Origin of the sequence: Streptomyces chisholmiae (assembly GCF_031845445.1) — a bacterium.
Lineage (GTDB): Bacteria > Actinomycetota > Actinomycetes > Streptomycetales > Streptomycetaceae > Streptomyces > Streptomyces chisholmiae.
The window spans coordinates 301,253-315,173 of the sequence record NZ_JAVREO010000004.1; the positions used below are offsets into that span (position 1 = coordinate 301,253).

A 13,921-nucleotide genomic window follows, 5' to 3' on the forward strand; every position below is an offset into this window, starting at 1 on the left:
CCGCGCCCCGGCCCATGGTGCGCGCCGGTCACCCCGGGTGGGGCTAACCCCCCTAGCCCACCGGGGGCGTTCCGTAGCGGTCCGGGCGTCAACCGCCGGCCGCCGAGGGCCCGGTGTGGCGAAACCCGGTGGCCGGGTCCCGCCCCGGTGCGGCACGCTCGGGGCCGTGACGGAACGGGAGCCGGCACCGGGCGACGGTGAAGTGGCGGGCGGGGCCGAGGTGTTGCAGGACACTCCGCACCGCAGGATCGAGCGGGTCGGCGCCACAGTCCGGCGGCCGGCGCAGCCCTGGACCCCGGCCGTGCGGGCGCTGCTGCGCCACCTGGAGACGGTCGGGTTCCGGTACGCCCCACGGGCGTTGGGCGCCGACGCGGTCGGGCGGGAGACGCTGGGCTACCTGGCCGGCGAGGCCGGGCCGGCCGGTTGGGCGCGGATCGTCCCCGACGACGGGTTGCGCGCCTTCGCCCGGCTGCTGCGGGACTACCACCGCGCGGTGGCCGACTTCCACCCGGCACCCGACCTCGCCTGGTGTGACGGCAGCACCGGGCGCGGCCCACGACAGTTGGTCTGCCACGGGGACTTCGGCCCCTGGAACGTGGTCTGGCGGGGCGGCCGGCCGGTCGGCCTGCTCGACTGGGACTACGCCCGCCCCGCCGACCCACGGCACGACATCGGCTACGCGCTGGAGTACGCGGCACCCGCCAGGGACGACGCCGAGTGCCTGCGCTGGCTGGCGTACCCAAAGCCGCCCGACCGCCGGCGCCGGATCGAGGTGTTCGCGGAAGCGTACGGCCTGGACACGACGGAGGGACTGGTCGACGCGATCATCGACGCCCAGGAACGGACCGTGGCGCTGGTCCGCCAACTGGCGGCGGCCGGCCACCAGCCCCAGGCCGACTGGCTCGCCGACGGCCACCTGACCGAACTCACCCACCGCACCGCCTGGACCCGCGCCCACCGCCATCTGCTGGAGTGACGGCGGGGCGGTGGGGCGTGCCGGCGGGCTCCCCGCGCGCCGGCCGTGCGGGTGCCGGCCGGCCCCTCAGGTGTGACCGTCCGGTGTTCACAGCGCCTTGCTGAGCACCGTCGCGTGCTCGTCGGGGCCGGTGGGCACGCGCTCGTCGACCGCCCAGCCGCAGGCCTGGTAGAAGGCGACGGCGTCGCCGCCGGTAGCCACGTAGACCCTGGCCGCCGCCAGGTGGGCGGCGTGCCGCTCCAGTTGGGCCAGCAGCAGTCTGCCGACTCCGGACCGTCGATGGTCGGCGGCGACCACGGCGCCCACGATCCAGGGACCGCGGTCGCGTCGCTGCGGAAGGTCCCGCGCGGCGAGGCCGACGCCACCGACCAGGGCCGCACGGGCCGATGCCACCCAGGTGACCGGGAGGCCCTCCCGGCCGGCCTCACCAGCCGTGACCGTGACGTAGTCCGCGAGCCGTTCGCGCCCTGGTTCGGGCCCCCACTCCCGGAACCGGAGCGCCGCCAGCGGTTCGACGAACTCGGGACGGTCCGCCAGCAGTTCCACGTTCACCCTGGTCTCGGCCACAGCGGGATTGTCGCCCCGCGGCGCGGGAAACGGCCAGCGGATAGCAGGCTGGTGACAAGGCCGCAGGGCCACCGTTCCACCACCGGAACCCCCGCCGTGCCACCGAGGTGTGGCCCGGCCGATGGGCGAGCGGGCCGGGCGCCCCGGCGTTCACCGGAAGCCGAGCTCGCTCGGCGTCCTGGTCACCGCTGTCCCGGGGCGGCCCTCCGGGCGTCGGACGGCCGTGGCCAGCGGTGGACGGGCGACCTGGCCGGGGAGAAGCCCCCTCCCGCGCGTCGGCCGGCCGGGACGGGTGTCAGCCGGGTTCCGTGGTGTCGGTGTCGGTGCGGGGGCTGTTGGGGACGTAGCCCAGGTGGACCGGGCCGGTGTGGGCGCGTTCGGCCAGCAGGGTGGCGAGGGTGGGGGGCCACAACGCCTCGGTGGTGGCGCCGAGTTCGGCCGGGGTCCACCAGCGCCAGGCCAGGATGCCGTCCTCGGCGTGGGCGGCGGCCAGGCCCGGGCCGAGGTCGCGGCGGGGGCCGTTGGCCAGGTAGATGTGCTCGTGCTGGCGGACCGGCACGCCGACCCGGGTGTAGTCGTGCTCCCAGGTGCACAGCAGGCGGCCCGGGGTGAGGTCGGACCAGCCGGTCTCCTCGCGCAGTTCGCGCAGCGCGCCCTCGCGGGGTGACTCGCCGGGGTCGAGTCCGCCGCCGGGCATCGACCAGTGCACGCCGACCTCCTCGTTGTCGTAGCGGAAGAGGAAGATCGCGCCCGTCGGGTCGAGCACGGCGATCCGGGCGGCGCGCCGGGGGGTGCGGGCCGGGTCGGGGTCGGGTCGGTGGGGGTGGCCGGCGTCGGCCTCCGGGGTGGCCGGGGGCTCGGTCGGCGGGTGGGTCATGCGGGGGCCTCCAGGGATCAGGGGGCGGGGGTGTCCAGTGTGGCAGGCGGGGCCCGGCGGGTCGGCCGGCCACCGCCCGGGTGCCGGGGCGGTCAACCGCGGCCCGCTGGGCCGGTGTTGTCGCGTCCGGGCGCCCTGCGGCGCCCTACTGTCAACCTGGGGTTGACGGTCGGCGCACTGTCAACCTAAGGTTGACAGCATGACGGAGCAGGAGCGCACGACTCATCCGGTACGCCTCGACGATCTGATCGAGGCCATCAAGAAGTCCCACTCGGACGCCCTCGACCAGCTCTCCGACGCGGTGATCGCCGCCGACCACCTCGGGGAGCTGGCGGACCACCTGATCGGCCACTTCGTGGACCAGGCCCGCCGCTCGGGGGCCTCCTGGACGGAGATCGGCCAGAGCATGGGGGTCACCCGGCAGGCCGCCCAGAAGCGGTTCGTCCCCAAGGGCCCCGGCGCTGCCGGGAGTCCGGGACCGGGGGGCGGGCTGGACGCGCAGGAGGGCTTCGCCCGCTACACCCCGCGCGCCAAGGCGACGATCGTCGCGGCGCACGAGGCGGCGCGCGGCGCGGCCAGCGCCGAGGTCGCCCCGGTGCACCTGGTGCTGGGGCTGGTCGTCGACCCGAAGAGCCTGGCCGGGCTGGTCGTCGCCGAGCAGGGGGTCTCGCTCGACGACCTGGGGCGGGCCGCCCGGGCGGCGCTGCCGGCGCCGGCGGCTGAGCCGCCCTCGCTGGTGCCGTACGACGCCGCGGCCCGCAAGGTGCTGGAGCTGACCTATCGGGAGGCGCTGCGGTTGGGGCACAACTACATCGGCACCGAGCACCTGTTGCTGGCGCTGCTGGAGTTCGAGAACGGCGCCGGGCTGCTGAGCGACCTCGGCCTCGACAAGTCGACCACCGAGGAGCTGTTGCGGCGGGCCCTGGAGGCCTTCGCGATGCAGCCGAAGCCGGCGGCTGACTGAGCCGCCCGCCCCGTGGCCGGGCGCCCTCGGCTCACAGCAGGGTGAGCTGGGTGGCGCCCGGCGCGGGGGTCGTGGCGGGCGCCGGCGTGCTCTCCGGCGCGTCGGTCTCGGCGCGCTCCGGCGACCGGAAGCGGTGCGCGCCGGGCCGGGCCGGGCCGATCCCGTACTCGGCGGCCAGCTCGTGCACCTGGCCGGTGATCCGCCGCTGGTACCAGCGGGGCGCGTAGGCGCCGTCCGCGTAGAGCACCTCGTAGCGGCGCACCAGCCCCGGGTGGTGCCTGGCCAGCCAGGCCATGAACCACTCCCGGGCGCCCGGGCGCAGGTGCAGCGCGAGCGGGGTGACCGAGGTGGCGCCGGCGGCGGCCACCGCGCGCACCGTCTCGCGCAGCCGGGCCGGCGAGTCGGCGAGGTAGGGCAGCACCGGGGCCATCAGCACCGAACAGGGGATGCCCTGCTCGCTGAGGGCGCGCACCACGTCCAGCCGCCGCTCGGGCGCCGGCGTGCCGGGCTCCACGGTGCGCCACAGCTCGGCGTCCAGCAGGCCGACCGAGACGGAGATCCCCACCTCGGTGACGGCGGCCGCCTCCCGGAGCAGCGGCAGGTCCCGCAGGATCAGGGTGCCCTTGGTGAGGATGGAGAACGGGTTGGCCCGGTCCCGCAGCGCCCTGATGATGCCCGGCATGAGCCGGTACCGACCCTCGGCCCGCTGGTAGGTGTCGACGTTGGTGCCCATCGCGATGTGCTCGCCCCGCCAGCCGGGCGCCGCGAGCTCGCGGCGCAGCAGCTCCGGGGCGTTCACCTTGACCACGATCTGGGAGTCGAAGTCGAGGCCGGTGTCCAGGTCCAGGTAGCTGTGCGTCTTGCGGGCGAAGCAGTAGACGCAGGCGTGGGTGCAGCCGCGGTAGGGGTTCACGGTGTGGGTGAACGGCATCCGGGAGGCGCCCGGCACCCGGTTGATGACGGACCTCGCCCGCACCTCGTGGAAGGTCACCCCACGGAACTCCGGGGTGTCGATGGTCCGGCTGACCACGTCGGTGCCGAAGAGCGTGGGGGCGGCGCGGGTGCTGTCGGTCAGGTTGGTCCAGCGCACGGTGGGGCCTCCTCGCTGCGGTGGTGGTGCACAGCTATAGGACACATGTTCGAATATGCGCTGTCAAGCGCGCTCCGGCCGGCCCGGCCGGGCGCGCCGCCGGGTGCCGGCCGGGCCGCCGGATTCGAACACCGCTCCGCCCTTCGGCTGCGTAGGGTGAAGTCCGCGATGGGCGGCGGGAATTGTGGGTACGACCCAGCAACACCCGCGTCGGCGACGGGACACCCGGGCCGCGTCGCGGGCGATCACAGGAGAGGGAGTGCGGACATGGCGCAGGTCGAGGTCGAGGCGCGGCGCGGGATCGCCGCCAGGCCGGAGGTGGTCTACGCGGCGATCGCGGACTACCAGGAGACCCACCCGAGACTGCTGCCCGAGGAGTTCACCGACTACGAGGTCCGCGAGGGCGGCCAGGGCGCCGGCACGGTGATCTTCCTGCGGCTGCACGCCACCAGGAAGCGGGTGCGGGAGTGCCTGCTGGAGATCGACGAGCCGGCGGAGCGCACCCTGGTGGAGAAGGACCGGAACTCCACCCTGACCACAACGTGGACGGTTCAGCCGGACGGCGGCGACGACCAGTCCCGGATCACCGTCCGCACGGTCTGGGAGAGCGCCGGCGGCATCGGCGGCTTCTTCGAACGGCTCTTCGCGCCACGGGTGTTGAACGGGGTCTACGAGCGGGTGCTGGCCAACCTGGCCGCCGAGGTGGAGCCGGCGGCGCCGGAGTCCAGCTGACCGCCCCCCGGGGCACCCCGTCCGGGGCCCGCCGACCACCGGGCCCGCCGACGGCTCACCGTGTCGTCACCGCAGGTGCAGGCCGAACCCCGTGCTGCCGGGCCGCTCCCGCCCCGGCCGGAGCGCCAGCTCCCTGGTGTACTCCTCGTCGGTCAACCGCCGGTAGGGCAGCGGCTGTTCGGTGAACAGCCCGGCCAGCCTGGCCCGGTAGCCGGCGGTCGCCGCCCGGTAGCCGGCCGGGTCGAGATCGGCTGCGTCCGGCACCGCGAACGGCTCCAGCACCGACATGCCGAGGAAGAACAGCGCCCCGTGCTGGAGCGGGAAGAGCAGCTCCGGCAGCGGCCCGTGGATCCCCCGGGCCGCCAGCGACGGGCTCCCCGCCCCGTGGGTCACCGAGACCAGCGCCCGCCGGCCGGCCAACTCCCCCTCGCCGTAGGGCGGCTTGGCGTTCTCGCCGTAGGCGAAGCCGCCGCTGAGCACCCGGTCGAGCCAGCCCTTGAGGATCGCCGGCACCGCGCCCCACCAGAGGGGGAACTGGAGGATCACCGCGTCCGCCCACCGCAGCCGCTCCTGCTCGGCCCGCACGTCAGCCGTCAACGTCCCGGTCGCGTAGGCGTGTTCGGAGGCGGCCATCACGTCGAGCCGGTCGCCGGCGGGCCGGCTCGGGAAGTCGTCGGCGTCCAGCACCGCCTTCCACTTCATCGCGTACAGGTCGGATATCCGCACCTCGTGCCCGGCGCGGCGCAGTTCGTCGGCGGCGAAGCCGGTCAACGAGGCGGTCAGGGACCGGGGGTCGGGGTGCGCGCTGACGATCAGCACCCGGCGGGCGCCCGCCGGATCGGGGACGGAGCCCGGGGCGCGTTCCCCCGAGGTGGTCGAGTTCTCGGTCATGCCCCCAGTTCTCGCAGCTCACAGCCGGTTCAGCCAGCACCCGGCCGGGCCTGGGGACCGCCGTTCCCGGTACTGCCGGTACCAGGATGGGCGGGCGGCCGCCCCGGCGAGACCGGCCGCATACTGGAGGGATGACGGGACGGGTGGCGGCGGTGACGCGGGACAGCGGACGGGAGTTGGGCGCCTTCCTGCGGGTGCGCCGGGGCCGGGTCGCGCCGGAGAGCGTGGGCCTGACCGCCGGCCGGCGGCGCCGGGTGCGCGGGCTGCGCCGGGAGGAGCTGGCGCAGCTCGCCGGCATCAGCGTGGACTACTACGTGCGGTTGGAGCAGGGCCGCGCCACCCAGCCGTCGGACGAGGTGCTGGACGCGCTGGCCGGGGCGCTCCGACTGGACCACGTCGAGCGCCGCCACCTGGCCACCCTGGCGCACCGGCCGCGCGGCGCGGCCACCGCCCCGCCGGCCGCCGAGCCGCCGCCGGTCCGCGACGAGCTGCGCCGGGTGCTGGCCGGCATGCCGGGCCTGCCGGCCGTGGTCCTGGACGAGCGGCTGGACGTGCTGGCCTGGAACGCGCTGGGCGGCGCGCTCTTCGGCGGCCTGGACGACCCGGCGGCCCGGGACCGCAACCAGGCCAGGTTCCTCTTCCTCGACCCGGCCGCGCGCCGGCTCTTCCCCGACCTGCGGACCCGGCGCGGGGAGGACGTGGCGCTGCTGCGGCACGCCGTGGGTCGCTACCCCGAGGACGCCCGACTCGCCGCGCTGGTGGCGGAGTTGACCGAGCGCAGCGGCCCGTTCCGGGAGCTGTGGGAGGACGGCGACGTGCGGCGGTGCACGGTGGGCCGCAAGCGCTTCCGGCACCCGGCGCTCGGCGTGCTCGACCTCGACTCCGAGACGCTGCACGTGCCCCCGGCCGACGGTCGCACCGGCCAGCGGCTGCACGTCTACTCGGCCGCGCCCGGCAGCCCGGCCGCCGCCGCGCTGCGCCGACTCGCCGAGCCGCCGGCCGACGCGGAGGCGCTGGGCCTGGCTGGGGGCGCTACGCGGGGGTAGCGTCGCCCCATGACGAAGATCCTCATCTCGGCCGACATGGAGGGCGCCACCGGGGTCACCTGGCCGGCGGACTGCCTGCCGGGCACCCCGGAGTGGCAGCGCTGCCGGCCGCTGCTCACCTCGGACGTGAACGCGGCGATCGCCGGCTTCCTGGCCGGCGGCGCCGACGAGGTGCTGGTCAACGAGGCCCATATGACCATGCGCAACCTGCTGTTGGAGCGGCTGGACGACCGCGCCCAGCTGCTCACCGGCCGGCACAAGGCGCTCAGCATGGTCGAGGGCGTCCAGCACGGGGACGTCGACGGGATCGCCTTCGTCGGGTACCACACCGGCGCCGGGGACGCCGGGGTGCTGGCCCACACCTACCTGGGCAACTCGCTGACCGGCGTCTTCGTGGACGGCGTCCGGGCCAGCGAGGGACTGCTCAACGCGCTGGTGGTCGCCGAGTTCGGCACCCCCGTGGTGCTGGTCACCGGTGACGACCTGACCGTCAGGGACGCCGAGCGGTACGCCCCGACGGCGGTCGGCGTCGCCGTCAAGGACTACGTCTCCCGCTACGCGGCGGTCTGCCGCACCCCCGCGCGCACCGCCGCCGACATCACGGAGGGCGCCACCCGGGCCGCCGCGCTGGCGGTGCGGCACCCGCCGGCCGCGCCCACCCCGCGCCGGTTCGAGATCGAGTTCGACGCCGAGCAGCTGGCCGGCGCCGCCACCCCGGTCCCCGGCGTCGAGCAGACCGGCGAGCGACGCGTCGCCTTCACCGCGCCGAACATGTACGACGGAATCCGCTGTTTCAAGGCGGTCACCACGATGGTGTCCGCCGCCGTGGAGGAATGGTATGGCTGACCCGAACGCCCCCGCCCCGCCCACCGACGCCGGTCCGCGACTCCCGGACGCCGGCGGCCCGGTGGACGCCACCGCGCTCGACGAGGTGGTGCGGTTCACCGCCGAGCTGATCCGGATCGACACCACCAACCGTGGCGGCGGCGAGGGCCACGAGCGGCCGGCGGCCGAGTACGTCGCCGAGCGGCTGGCCGAGGCCGGCCTCGAACCGCGGGTGCTGGAGAAGGCGCCGGGCCGCGGCAACGTGGTGGCCAGGATCGAGGGCACCGACCCGACGGCGGACGCGCTGCTGGTCCACGGCCACCTGGACGTGGTTCCGGCCGATCCCGACGAGTGGCGGGTGCACCCGTTCTCCGGCGAGGTCAGCGACGGGGTGGTCTGGGGGCGCGGCGCGGTGGACATGAAGGACGCCGACGCCATGGTGCTCGCGCTGGTGCGCGCCTGGGCGCGCGCCGGGGTGCGCCCGCGGCGGTCGGTGGTGCTGGCGTTCACCGCCGACGAGGAGGACACCGCGGCCTACGGCTCCGGCTTCCTCGCCGACCAGCACGCCGATCTCTTCGACGGCTGCACCGAGTCCATCGGCGAGTCCGGCGCGTTCACCTTCCACCCGGGCGACGGCCGGCGGCTCTACCCGCTGGCGGCGGGGGAGCGCGGCACCGCCTGGCTGACCCTCACCGCCAGGGGCCGGGCCGGCCACGGCTCCAAGATCAACGCGGCCAACGCGGTCACCCGGCTCACCGCCGCCGTGACCCGGATCGGCGACCACCGCTGGCCCGTCCGGCTCACCGAGACGGTGCGCGCCGGCCTCACCGAGCTGGCCGCGCTCTACGACGTGCCGCTGCCCGACCTCGACGAGCCGGACCCGGACCGGCTGGCCGCCGCGGTGGACGGCCTGCTGGCCCGGCTCGGCCCGGCCGCCGGGCTGCTCGCCCCCACCGTGCGGAACAGCACCAACCCCACGGTGCTGGCGGCCGGTTACAAGGTGAACGTGATTCCGGGCAGCGCCTCGGCGCAGGTGGACGGTCGGGTACTGCCGGGCGCCGAGCGCGAGTTCGCCGCCACGCTGGACCAACTCACCGGCCCCGACGTGGAGTGGGACTTCCTGCACCACGAGATCCCGCTCCAGGCCCCGGTCGACAGCGGCACCTACGCGACGCTGCGGGACGCGCTGCGCCACTTCGACCCCGAGGCGGCGGTGGTGCCCTACTGCATGTCGGGCGGCACCGACGCGAAGCAGTTCTCCCGGCTGGGCGTGGTCAACTACGGCTTCATGCCGCTGCGGTTGCCCGAGGGCTTCGACTACCAGGCGATGTTCCACGGGGTGGACGAGCGGGTGCCGGTGAGCGCGCTGCACTTCGGCGTGCGGGTGCTGGACCGCGCCATCCGCTCGCTCTGACACCGCGTCACGTCCGCTGTGTTCGCCGGACGTTCCCCGTTTCCGTTCTCTGACTCCCGGGAGTGATCACTGCCATGTCCCACGCCCCGTACGGAAGTTGGCCGTCCCCGATCGACGCCGCGCTGGTCGCGGCGCACGACGGCCGACCGGAGGCGCTCGGCGCGGTCGGCGACGAGGTCTGGTGGACCGCGCCGCGCCCCGCCGAGGGCGGGCGCCGCGCCCTGCTGCGGCTGCGGCCGGACGCGCGGTCCCCGGAGGTCGTGCTGCCGCCGCCGTGGAACGTGCGCAACAGCGTGCACGAGTACGGCGGGCAGCCCTGGGCCGGCGTCGCCAGGGGCGAGGGCGGGCCGCTGGTGGTCTTCACCGACTTCGGTGACCAGCGGCTGTACGCCGTGGAGCCGGACGCGCCGGGCGGCGCCGCGCCCCGGCCGCTCACCCCGCTCTCCCCGGTCGGCGCCGGGCTGCGCTGGTGCGACCCGGTGCTGCTGCCCGAGCGCGGCGAGGTCTGGTGCGTGCTGGAGGAGTTCACCGGCCCGAACCCCACCGACCTGCGCCGGCTGCTGGCGGCCGTCCCCCTGGACGGCTCGGCCGCCGAGGACCGTTCGGCGGTGCGGGAGTTGACGGACGACCGGCGTCGGTTCGTGACCGGCCCGCGGCTCGCGCCCGACGGGCGTCGGGTGGCCTGGTTGGCCTGGGACCACCCGGGGATGCCCTGGGAGGGCACCGAGGTGCTGCTCGCCGACCTCGACCAGGCCGGCCGCCTCGGCGCGCCCCGCACCCTGCTGGGCGGCCCCGACGAGTCGGTGGCGCAGGTCGAGTGGGCGCCGGACGGCGCCCTGCTGGCCCTGACCGACCGGGCCGGCTGGTGGCAGCCGCACCGGGTCGACCCGGAGACCGGCGAGGCGGTCAACCTCTGCCCGCGCGAGGAGGAGTTCGCCGACGCGCTGTGGAAGGTCGGCGCCCGCTGGCTGGCGCCGCTGCCGCACGGCACACTCGCCGTCCTGCACGGCACCGGCGACCTGCGGCTCGGCGTACTCGACCCGGCCAGCGGGGAGTTGGCGGACGTGCCAGGGCCCTGGACGGAGTGGTGGCCGGCGCTGGCCGTGCGGGGACAGCGGGTGGTGGGCATCGCCGCAGGCCCCACCCGGCACTACGAGGTGGTCGCCCTGGACACGGTCACCGGCCACTGCCGGGTGCTCGCCGAGCACCACCGGGACCCGGTCGACCCCGGCTACCTGCCGGCGCCCGAGGCCCGGGTCTTCACCGGCCCCGATGGCCGCGAGGTGCACGCCCAGGTCTATCCGCCGCGCCACCCGGACCACCCGGGGCCGGCCGAGACCGCCCCGCCCTTCGTGGTCTGGGCGCACGGCGGCCCGACCGGCCGCGCCCCCCTCGTACTCGACCTGGAGATCGCCTACTTCACCTCGCGCGGCATCGGCGTCGCCGAGGTCAACTACGGCGGCTCGACCGGCTACGGCCGCGCCTACCGGGAGCGGCTGCGCGGCCGGTGGGGCGTGGTGGACGTCGAGGACTGCGCCACGGTGGCCAGGGCGCTGGTCGCCGAGGGCAGCGCGGCCGCCGGCCGGCTGGCGATCCGGGGCGGCAGCGCCGGCGGCTACACCACCGCCGCCTCGCTGAGCGCCGCCGAGACCGCCGACCTCTACGCCGCCGGCACCATCAGCTACCCGCTGCTCGACCTCGCCGGCTGGACGGCGGACGGCACCCACGACTTCGAGTCCCGCTACCTGGAGTCGCTGCTCGGCCCGCTGGCCGAGGTGCCCGAGCGGTACCGGGAGCGCTCCCCGGTGCACCGGGCGGAGCGGATCACCGCGCCGTTCGTCCTGCTCCAGGGGCTGGACGACCCGATCTGCCGGCCCGAGCAGGCGGAGCGGCTGCTGGCCGCCGTCGCCGGGCGGGGCGTGCCGCACGCCTACCTGACCTTCGAGGGCGAGGGGCACGGCTTCCGCCGCGCGGCCACCATAGAGCGCGCCCTGGAGGCCGAACTCGCCCTCTACGCCCACGCGTTCGGCTTCGCGCGGGCCGACCTGAAACCGTTGGACCTGGCGGCCGGGCGGGAGCGGTGGTGAGCGGCGAGCCGGCGCGGGAGATCGCCCACCCGAGGGACCTGCTGCTCGGCCACCTGGAGGGCTGCCGCACGGCGCTCTGGGACAAGCTGGCCGGGCTGTCCGAGGCGGAGTTCCACACCTCCCGGGTGCCGTCCGCCTGGACCCCGGCCCAACTGGTGTTCCACCTGGCGATGATGGAGCGGCGCTGGCTGGTCTGGGGCTTCCGGGCCGAGCAGGTGGCCGAGCCGTGGGCCGACCGGGCCCCGGCGGGCGGCTGGCGGGTGCCGGACGGGATCACGGTGGCCGAGCTGCGGCGCCGCTTCTGGGAGCAGGCCGAGCGGTCCCGGGTGGCGATCGGCGACGCCGGGCTGACCGAGCGGTCCGCGGTCGGTGGCCGGTTCGACGGGGTCACCGAGGCGGCGCCGACCCTCGGCTGGGTGCTCTGCCACGTCGTCCAGGAATACGCCCGGCACCTGGGTCACCTGGACATCGCCAGGGAACTGGCGGACGGCTCGGTCGGCAAGTGATCCGGGGCGAACCGGTCGGAATCCGGGCGCGGCCACCCGAATGGCGCAGCGCGGCCGGAGCGGGGAGCATGGAGGGGAGGCAGCCGACACGGCCCCTGACGCGGACCCCGAGGAGGAGGACCCATGACCACCGCCGCCGACCTGATGAACCCCGGCGCCCAGTGGATCCCGGCCACCGAGAGCCTGGACCGCGCCGCGCAGCTGATGCGCGAGCTGGACGTGGGCGCGCTACCGGTCAGCGACCCGAACGAACGGCTCTGCGGCATCATCACCGACCGCGACATCGTGGTGCGCTGCGTGGCCGCCGGCCGGGACCCCGGCAAGACCACCGCCGGTGACCTGTGCGAGGGCACCCCGCGCTGGATCTCCAGCGTGGCCGGCGTGGACGACGTGCTGGCCGAGATGGAGAGCCACCAGATCCGCCGGCTCCCGGTGATCGACGAGAACAAGCGGCTGGTCGGCATGATCAGCGAGGCCGACCTGGCCAGGACGCTGACCGACGACCAGCTCGCCGAGTTCGTGGAGCGCGTCTACGCCTGACCCGGGCCGGACCGCGGGCCCGGCGCGCCACGGCGCCGCCCGCGGCCGCCTCCCCGCCGCGCTCGGCGGGCGGGCGGCCGCCTTCGCGGTCATCCTGGGGGCATGACGACGAGGACCCGCGCCCCGCGCAGCCACGAGTTCTTCACCCCCGGCCGGATCGTCATGCTGGTGGTGGCGGCGCTCACCCTGATCTTCATCTTCGGCAACACCCGGCAGACCCGGATCAGGCTGCTGGTCCCGGAGGTCACCATGCCGCTCTGGCTGGCGCTGCTGGGCACCCTGGTGATCGGGGTGCTCTGCGGCCACTACACGTTGCGCCGCCGCTGATCCGGCCCGGCCGGCCGGCACGTCCGTTCGGACCCGCTGACACCCGCTCGGGCGTCCGGCGCGGTCCGGGCCACGACCGGGCGCCGAACGGGGCGGAAACGGGCCCGGCGCCCGCCGGGGGCGGGCGGACCCGGCGCCCTGAACAGCACGGTGGCGGACGGGCCGGTTCCGGTAAGCGGGCTTAACCGGGCACGATCGTCCAGGGGAACCCCCTGTGCCGCGCCCCGCGTCGCGGGTACAAATCTCCGTACGGGCCCAATCGGGCAGCGCATCGGGAGCAGCGACCGTGGCGGAGGCGGCATTGGCAGCGGTAGAGCGGCAACGTGCCATCGTGCGGGCGGCGCGCCGGTCGGGTTCGGTCGAGGTGACCGCGCTGGCCGAGGAGTTGCAGGTGGCCCGCGAGACCATCCGGCGGGACCTGCGGGTGCTGGAGGCGCACGGCCTGCTGCGGCGCACCCACGGCGGCGCCTATCCGGTGGAGAGCGCGGGCTTCGAGACCACGCTGGCGGCCCGCTCGACCCGGCACGTCCCGGAGAAGCGCCGGATCGCGGCGGCGGCGGCCGAACTGGTCGGCGACGCCGAGACCATCTTCGTGGACGAGGGCTACACCCCGCAGCTGATCGCCGAGTCGCTGCCGCGTGACCGCCGACTCACCCTGGTCACCGCCTCGTTGGCGGTGGCCAGCGCGATGGCGACGATCGACGAGTTCACGGTGCTGCTGCTGGGCGGCCGGGTGCGGAACGCGACGCTGGCGACGGTCGACCACTGGGCCACCGACATGCTCTCCGGCTTCGTGATCGACCTGGGCTTCATCGGCGCCAACGGCATCTCCAGGGAGCACGGCCTGACCACCCCCGACCCGGCGGTCGCCGAGATCAAACGCCGCGCGCTGGCGGCCTCCAGGCGCCGGGTCTTCGCCGGCATCCACACCAAGTTCGGCGCGGCCAGCTTCTGCCGTTTCGCGGACGTCTCCGACCTGGACACCATCGTGACCAGTCTGCGGCTGCCCGCGTCCGAGGCCCAGCGCTACGTGTTGAAGGGGCCGCAGGTCATCCGCGTCTGACCGGCCCGCGCACCGA

Annotated in this window: 15 protein-coding genes; 11 read left to right on the forward strand and 4 right to left on the reverse strand. The window is 75.6% G+C overall.

Features of this window, described 5'->3' with window-relative positions:
• Positions 1-166 precede the first annotated feature (166 nt).
• The gene (locus RM844_RS08790; RefSeq protein ID WP_311666408.1) at positions 167-976 is read left to right on the forward strand and encodes an aminoglycoside phosphotransferase family protein; all 810 of its coding nucleotides are present in this window, start codon (positions 167-169) and stop codon (positions 974-976) included.
• An 87-nt stretch (positions 977-1,063) separates the two neighbouring features.
• Here the strand turns inward: RM844_RS08790 and RM844_RS08795 are convergent, their stop codons facing one another.
• Positions 1,064-1,543, reverse strand: a complete 480-nt coding sequence (locus RM844_RS08795; protein ID WP_311666409.1) for a GNAT family N-acetyltransferase — start codon at positions 1,541-1,543, stop codon at positions 1,064-1,066.
• 295 nt (positions 1,544-1,838) lie between these two features.
• A complete protein-coding gene (locus RM844_RS08800) occupies positions 1,839-2,420 on the reverse strand; it encodes an NUDIX hydrolase (RefSeq protein WP_311666410.1) in 582 nt (193 codons plus the stop codon).
• 199 nt (positions 2,421-2,619) lie between these two features.
• Between RM844_RS08800 and RM844_RS08805 the strand changes: the two genes are divergently transcribed.
• The gene (locus tag RM844_RS08805; protein WP_311666411.1) at positions 2,620-3,384 is read left to right on the forward strand and encodes a Clp protease N-terminal domain-containing protein; all 765 of its coding nucleotides are present in this window, start codon (positions 2,620-2,622) and stop codon (positions 3,382-3,384) included.
• A gap of 31 nt (positions 3,385-3,415) precedes the next feature.
• On the opposite strand, the gene RM844_RS08810 is transcribed toward RM844_RS08805, so the two are convergent.
• Complete coding sequence (locus tag RM844_RS08810; RefSeq protein ID WP_311666412.1) at positions 3,416-4,474, reverse strand: Rv2578c family radical SAM protein; 1,059 nt, start codon at positions 4,472-4,474, stop codon at positions 3,416-3,418.
• Positions 4,475-4,741: 267 nt separating this feature from the next.
• Between RM844_RS08810 and RM844_RS08815 the strand changes: the two genes are divergently transcribed.
• Positions 4,742-5,206 (forward strand): SRPBCC family protein, encoded by a 465-nt coding sequence (locus tag RM844_RS08815; RefSeq protein ID WP_311666413.1) that lies wholly within the window; start codon positions 4,742-4,744, stop codon positions 5,204-5,206.
• A gap of 66 nt (positions 5,207-5,272) precedes the next feature.
• On the opposite strand, the gene RM844_RS08820 is transcribed toward RM844_RS08815, so the two are convergent.
• Positions 5,273-6,097, reverse strand: coding sequence for an NAD(P)H-dependent oxidoreductase (locus RM844_RS08820; RefSeq protein ID WP_311666414.1), 825 nt, complete (start codon positions 6,095-6,097; stop codon positions 5,273-5,275).
• A 131-nt stretch (positions 6,098-6,228) separates the two neighbouring features.
• Here RM844_RS08820 and RM844_RS08825 point away from each other — a divergent pair, with 131 nt between their 5' ends.
• From RM844_RS08825 to RM844_RS08860, 8 genes are all read left to right on the forward strand, one after another.
• On the forward strand, positions 6,229-7,143 hold the full coding sequence (locus RM844_RS08825) for a helix-turn-helix transcriptional regulator (protein ID WP_311666415.1): 915 nt from the start codon (positions 6,229-6,231) through the stop codon (positions 7,141-7,143).
• A gap of 9 nt (positions 7,144-7,152) precedes the next feature.
• Positions 7,153-7,989 carry a M55 family metallopeptidase gene (locus tag RM844_RS08830; RefSeq protein ID WP_311666416.1) on the forward strand — a complete coding sequence of 279 codons (837 nt, stop codon included), beginning with the start codon at positions 7,153-7,155 and terminating at the stop codon, positions 7,987-7,989.
• Positions 7,982-9,382 (forward strand): M20/M25/M40 family metallo-hydrolase, encoded by a 1,401-nt coding sequence (locus RM844_RS08835; RefSeq protein WP_311666417.1) that lies wholly within the window; start codon positions 7,982-7,984, stop codon positions 9,380-9,382. The genes RM844_RS08830 and RM844_RS08835 overlap by 8 nt, the downstream gene beginning before the upstream one ends.
• Before the next feature lie 74 nt (positions 9,383-9,456).
• Positions 9,457-11,469 carry a S9 family peptidase gene (locus tag RM844_RS08840; protein ID WP_311666418.1) on the forward strand — a complete coding sequence of 671 codons (2,013 nt, stop codon included), beginning with the start codon at positions 9,457-9,459 and terminating at the stop codon, positions 11,467-11,469.
• Positions 11,466-11,975: a mycothiol transferase gene (locus RM844_RS08845; protein ID WP_311666419.1), complete on the forward strand. Its 510-nt coding sequence runs from the start codon at positions 11,466-11,468 to the stop codon at positions 11,973-11,975. The genes RM844_RS08840 and RM844_RS08845 overlap by 4 nt, the downstream gene beginning before the upstream one ends.
• Before the next feature lie 123 nt (positions 11,976-12,098).
• Entirely contained in the window at positions 12,099-12,515 is a 417-nt protein-coding gene (locus RM844_RS08850; protein ID WP_311666420.1) for a CBS domain-containing protein, read from the forward strand.
• A 102-nt stretch (positions 12,516-12,617) separates the two neighbouring features.
• Positions 12,618-12,842, forward strand: coding sequence for a LapA family protein (locus RM844_RS08855; RefSeq protein WP_311666421.1), 225 nt, complete (start codon positions 12,618-12,620; stop codon positions 12,840-12,842).
• Between the two features lie 301 nt (positions 12,843-13,143).
• Complete coding sequence (locus tag RM844_RS08860; RefSeq protein WP_311666422.1) at positions 13,144-13,905, forward strand: DeoR/GlpR family DNA-binding transcription regulator; 762 nt, start codon at positions 13,144-13,146, stop codon at positions 13,903-13,905.
• Positions 13,906-13,921 lie beyond the last annotated feature (16 nt).

Bases quoted from the DNA above. Each gene is read 5' to 3' on its own strand.
- RM844_RS08855 (WP_311666421.1), top strand. From the start codon at position 12,618: ATGACGACGAGGACCCGCGCCCCGCGCAGCCACGAGTTCTTCACCCCC.
- RM844_RS08850 (WP_311666420.1), top strand. From the start codon at position 12,099: ATGACCACCGCCGCCGACCTGATGAACCCCGGCGCCCAGTGGATCCCG.
- RM844_RS08800 (WP_311666410.1), bottom strand. From the start codon at position 2,420: ATGACCCACCCGCCGACCGAGCCCCCGGCCACCCCGGAGGCCGACGCC.
- RM844_RS08805 (WP_311666411.1), top strand. From the start codon at position 2,620: ATGACGGAGCAGGAGCGCACGACTCATCCGGTACGCCTCGACGATCTG.
- RM844_RS08815 (WP_311666413.1), top strand. From the start codon at position 4,742: ATGGCGCAGGTCGAGGTCGAGGCGCGGCGCGGGATCGCCGCCAGGCCG.
- RM844_RS08840 (WP_311666418.1), top strand. From the start codon at position 9,457: ATGTCCCACGCCCCGTACGGAAGTTGGCCGTCCCCGATCGACGCCGCG.
- RM844_RS08820 (WP_311666414.1), bottom strand. From the start codon at position 6,097: ATGACCGAGAACTCGACCACCTCGGGGGAACGCGCCCCGGGCTCCGTC.
- RM844_RS08825 (WP_311666415.1), top strand. From the start codon at position 6,229: ATGACGGGACGGGTGGCGGCGGTGACGCGGGACAGCGGACGGGAGTTG.
- RM844_RS08830 (WP_311666416.1), top strand. From the start codon at position 7,153: ATGACGAAGATCCTCATCTCGGCCGACATGGAGGGCGCCACCGGGGTC.
- RM844_RS08835 (WP_311666417.1), top strand. From the start codon at position 7,982: ATGGCTGACCCGAACGCCCCCGCCCCGCCCACCGACGCCGGTCCGCGA.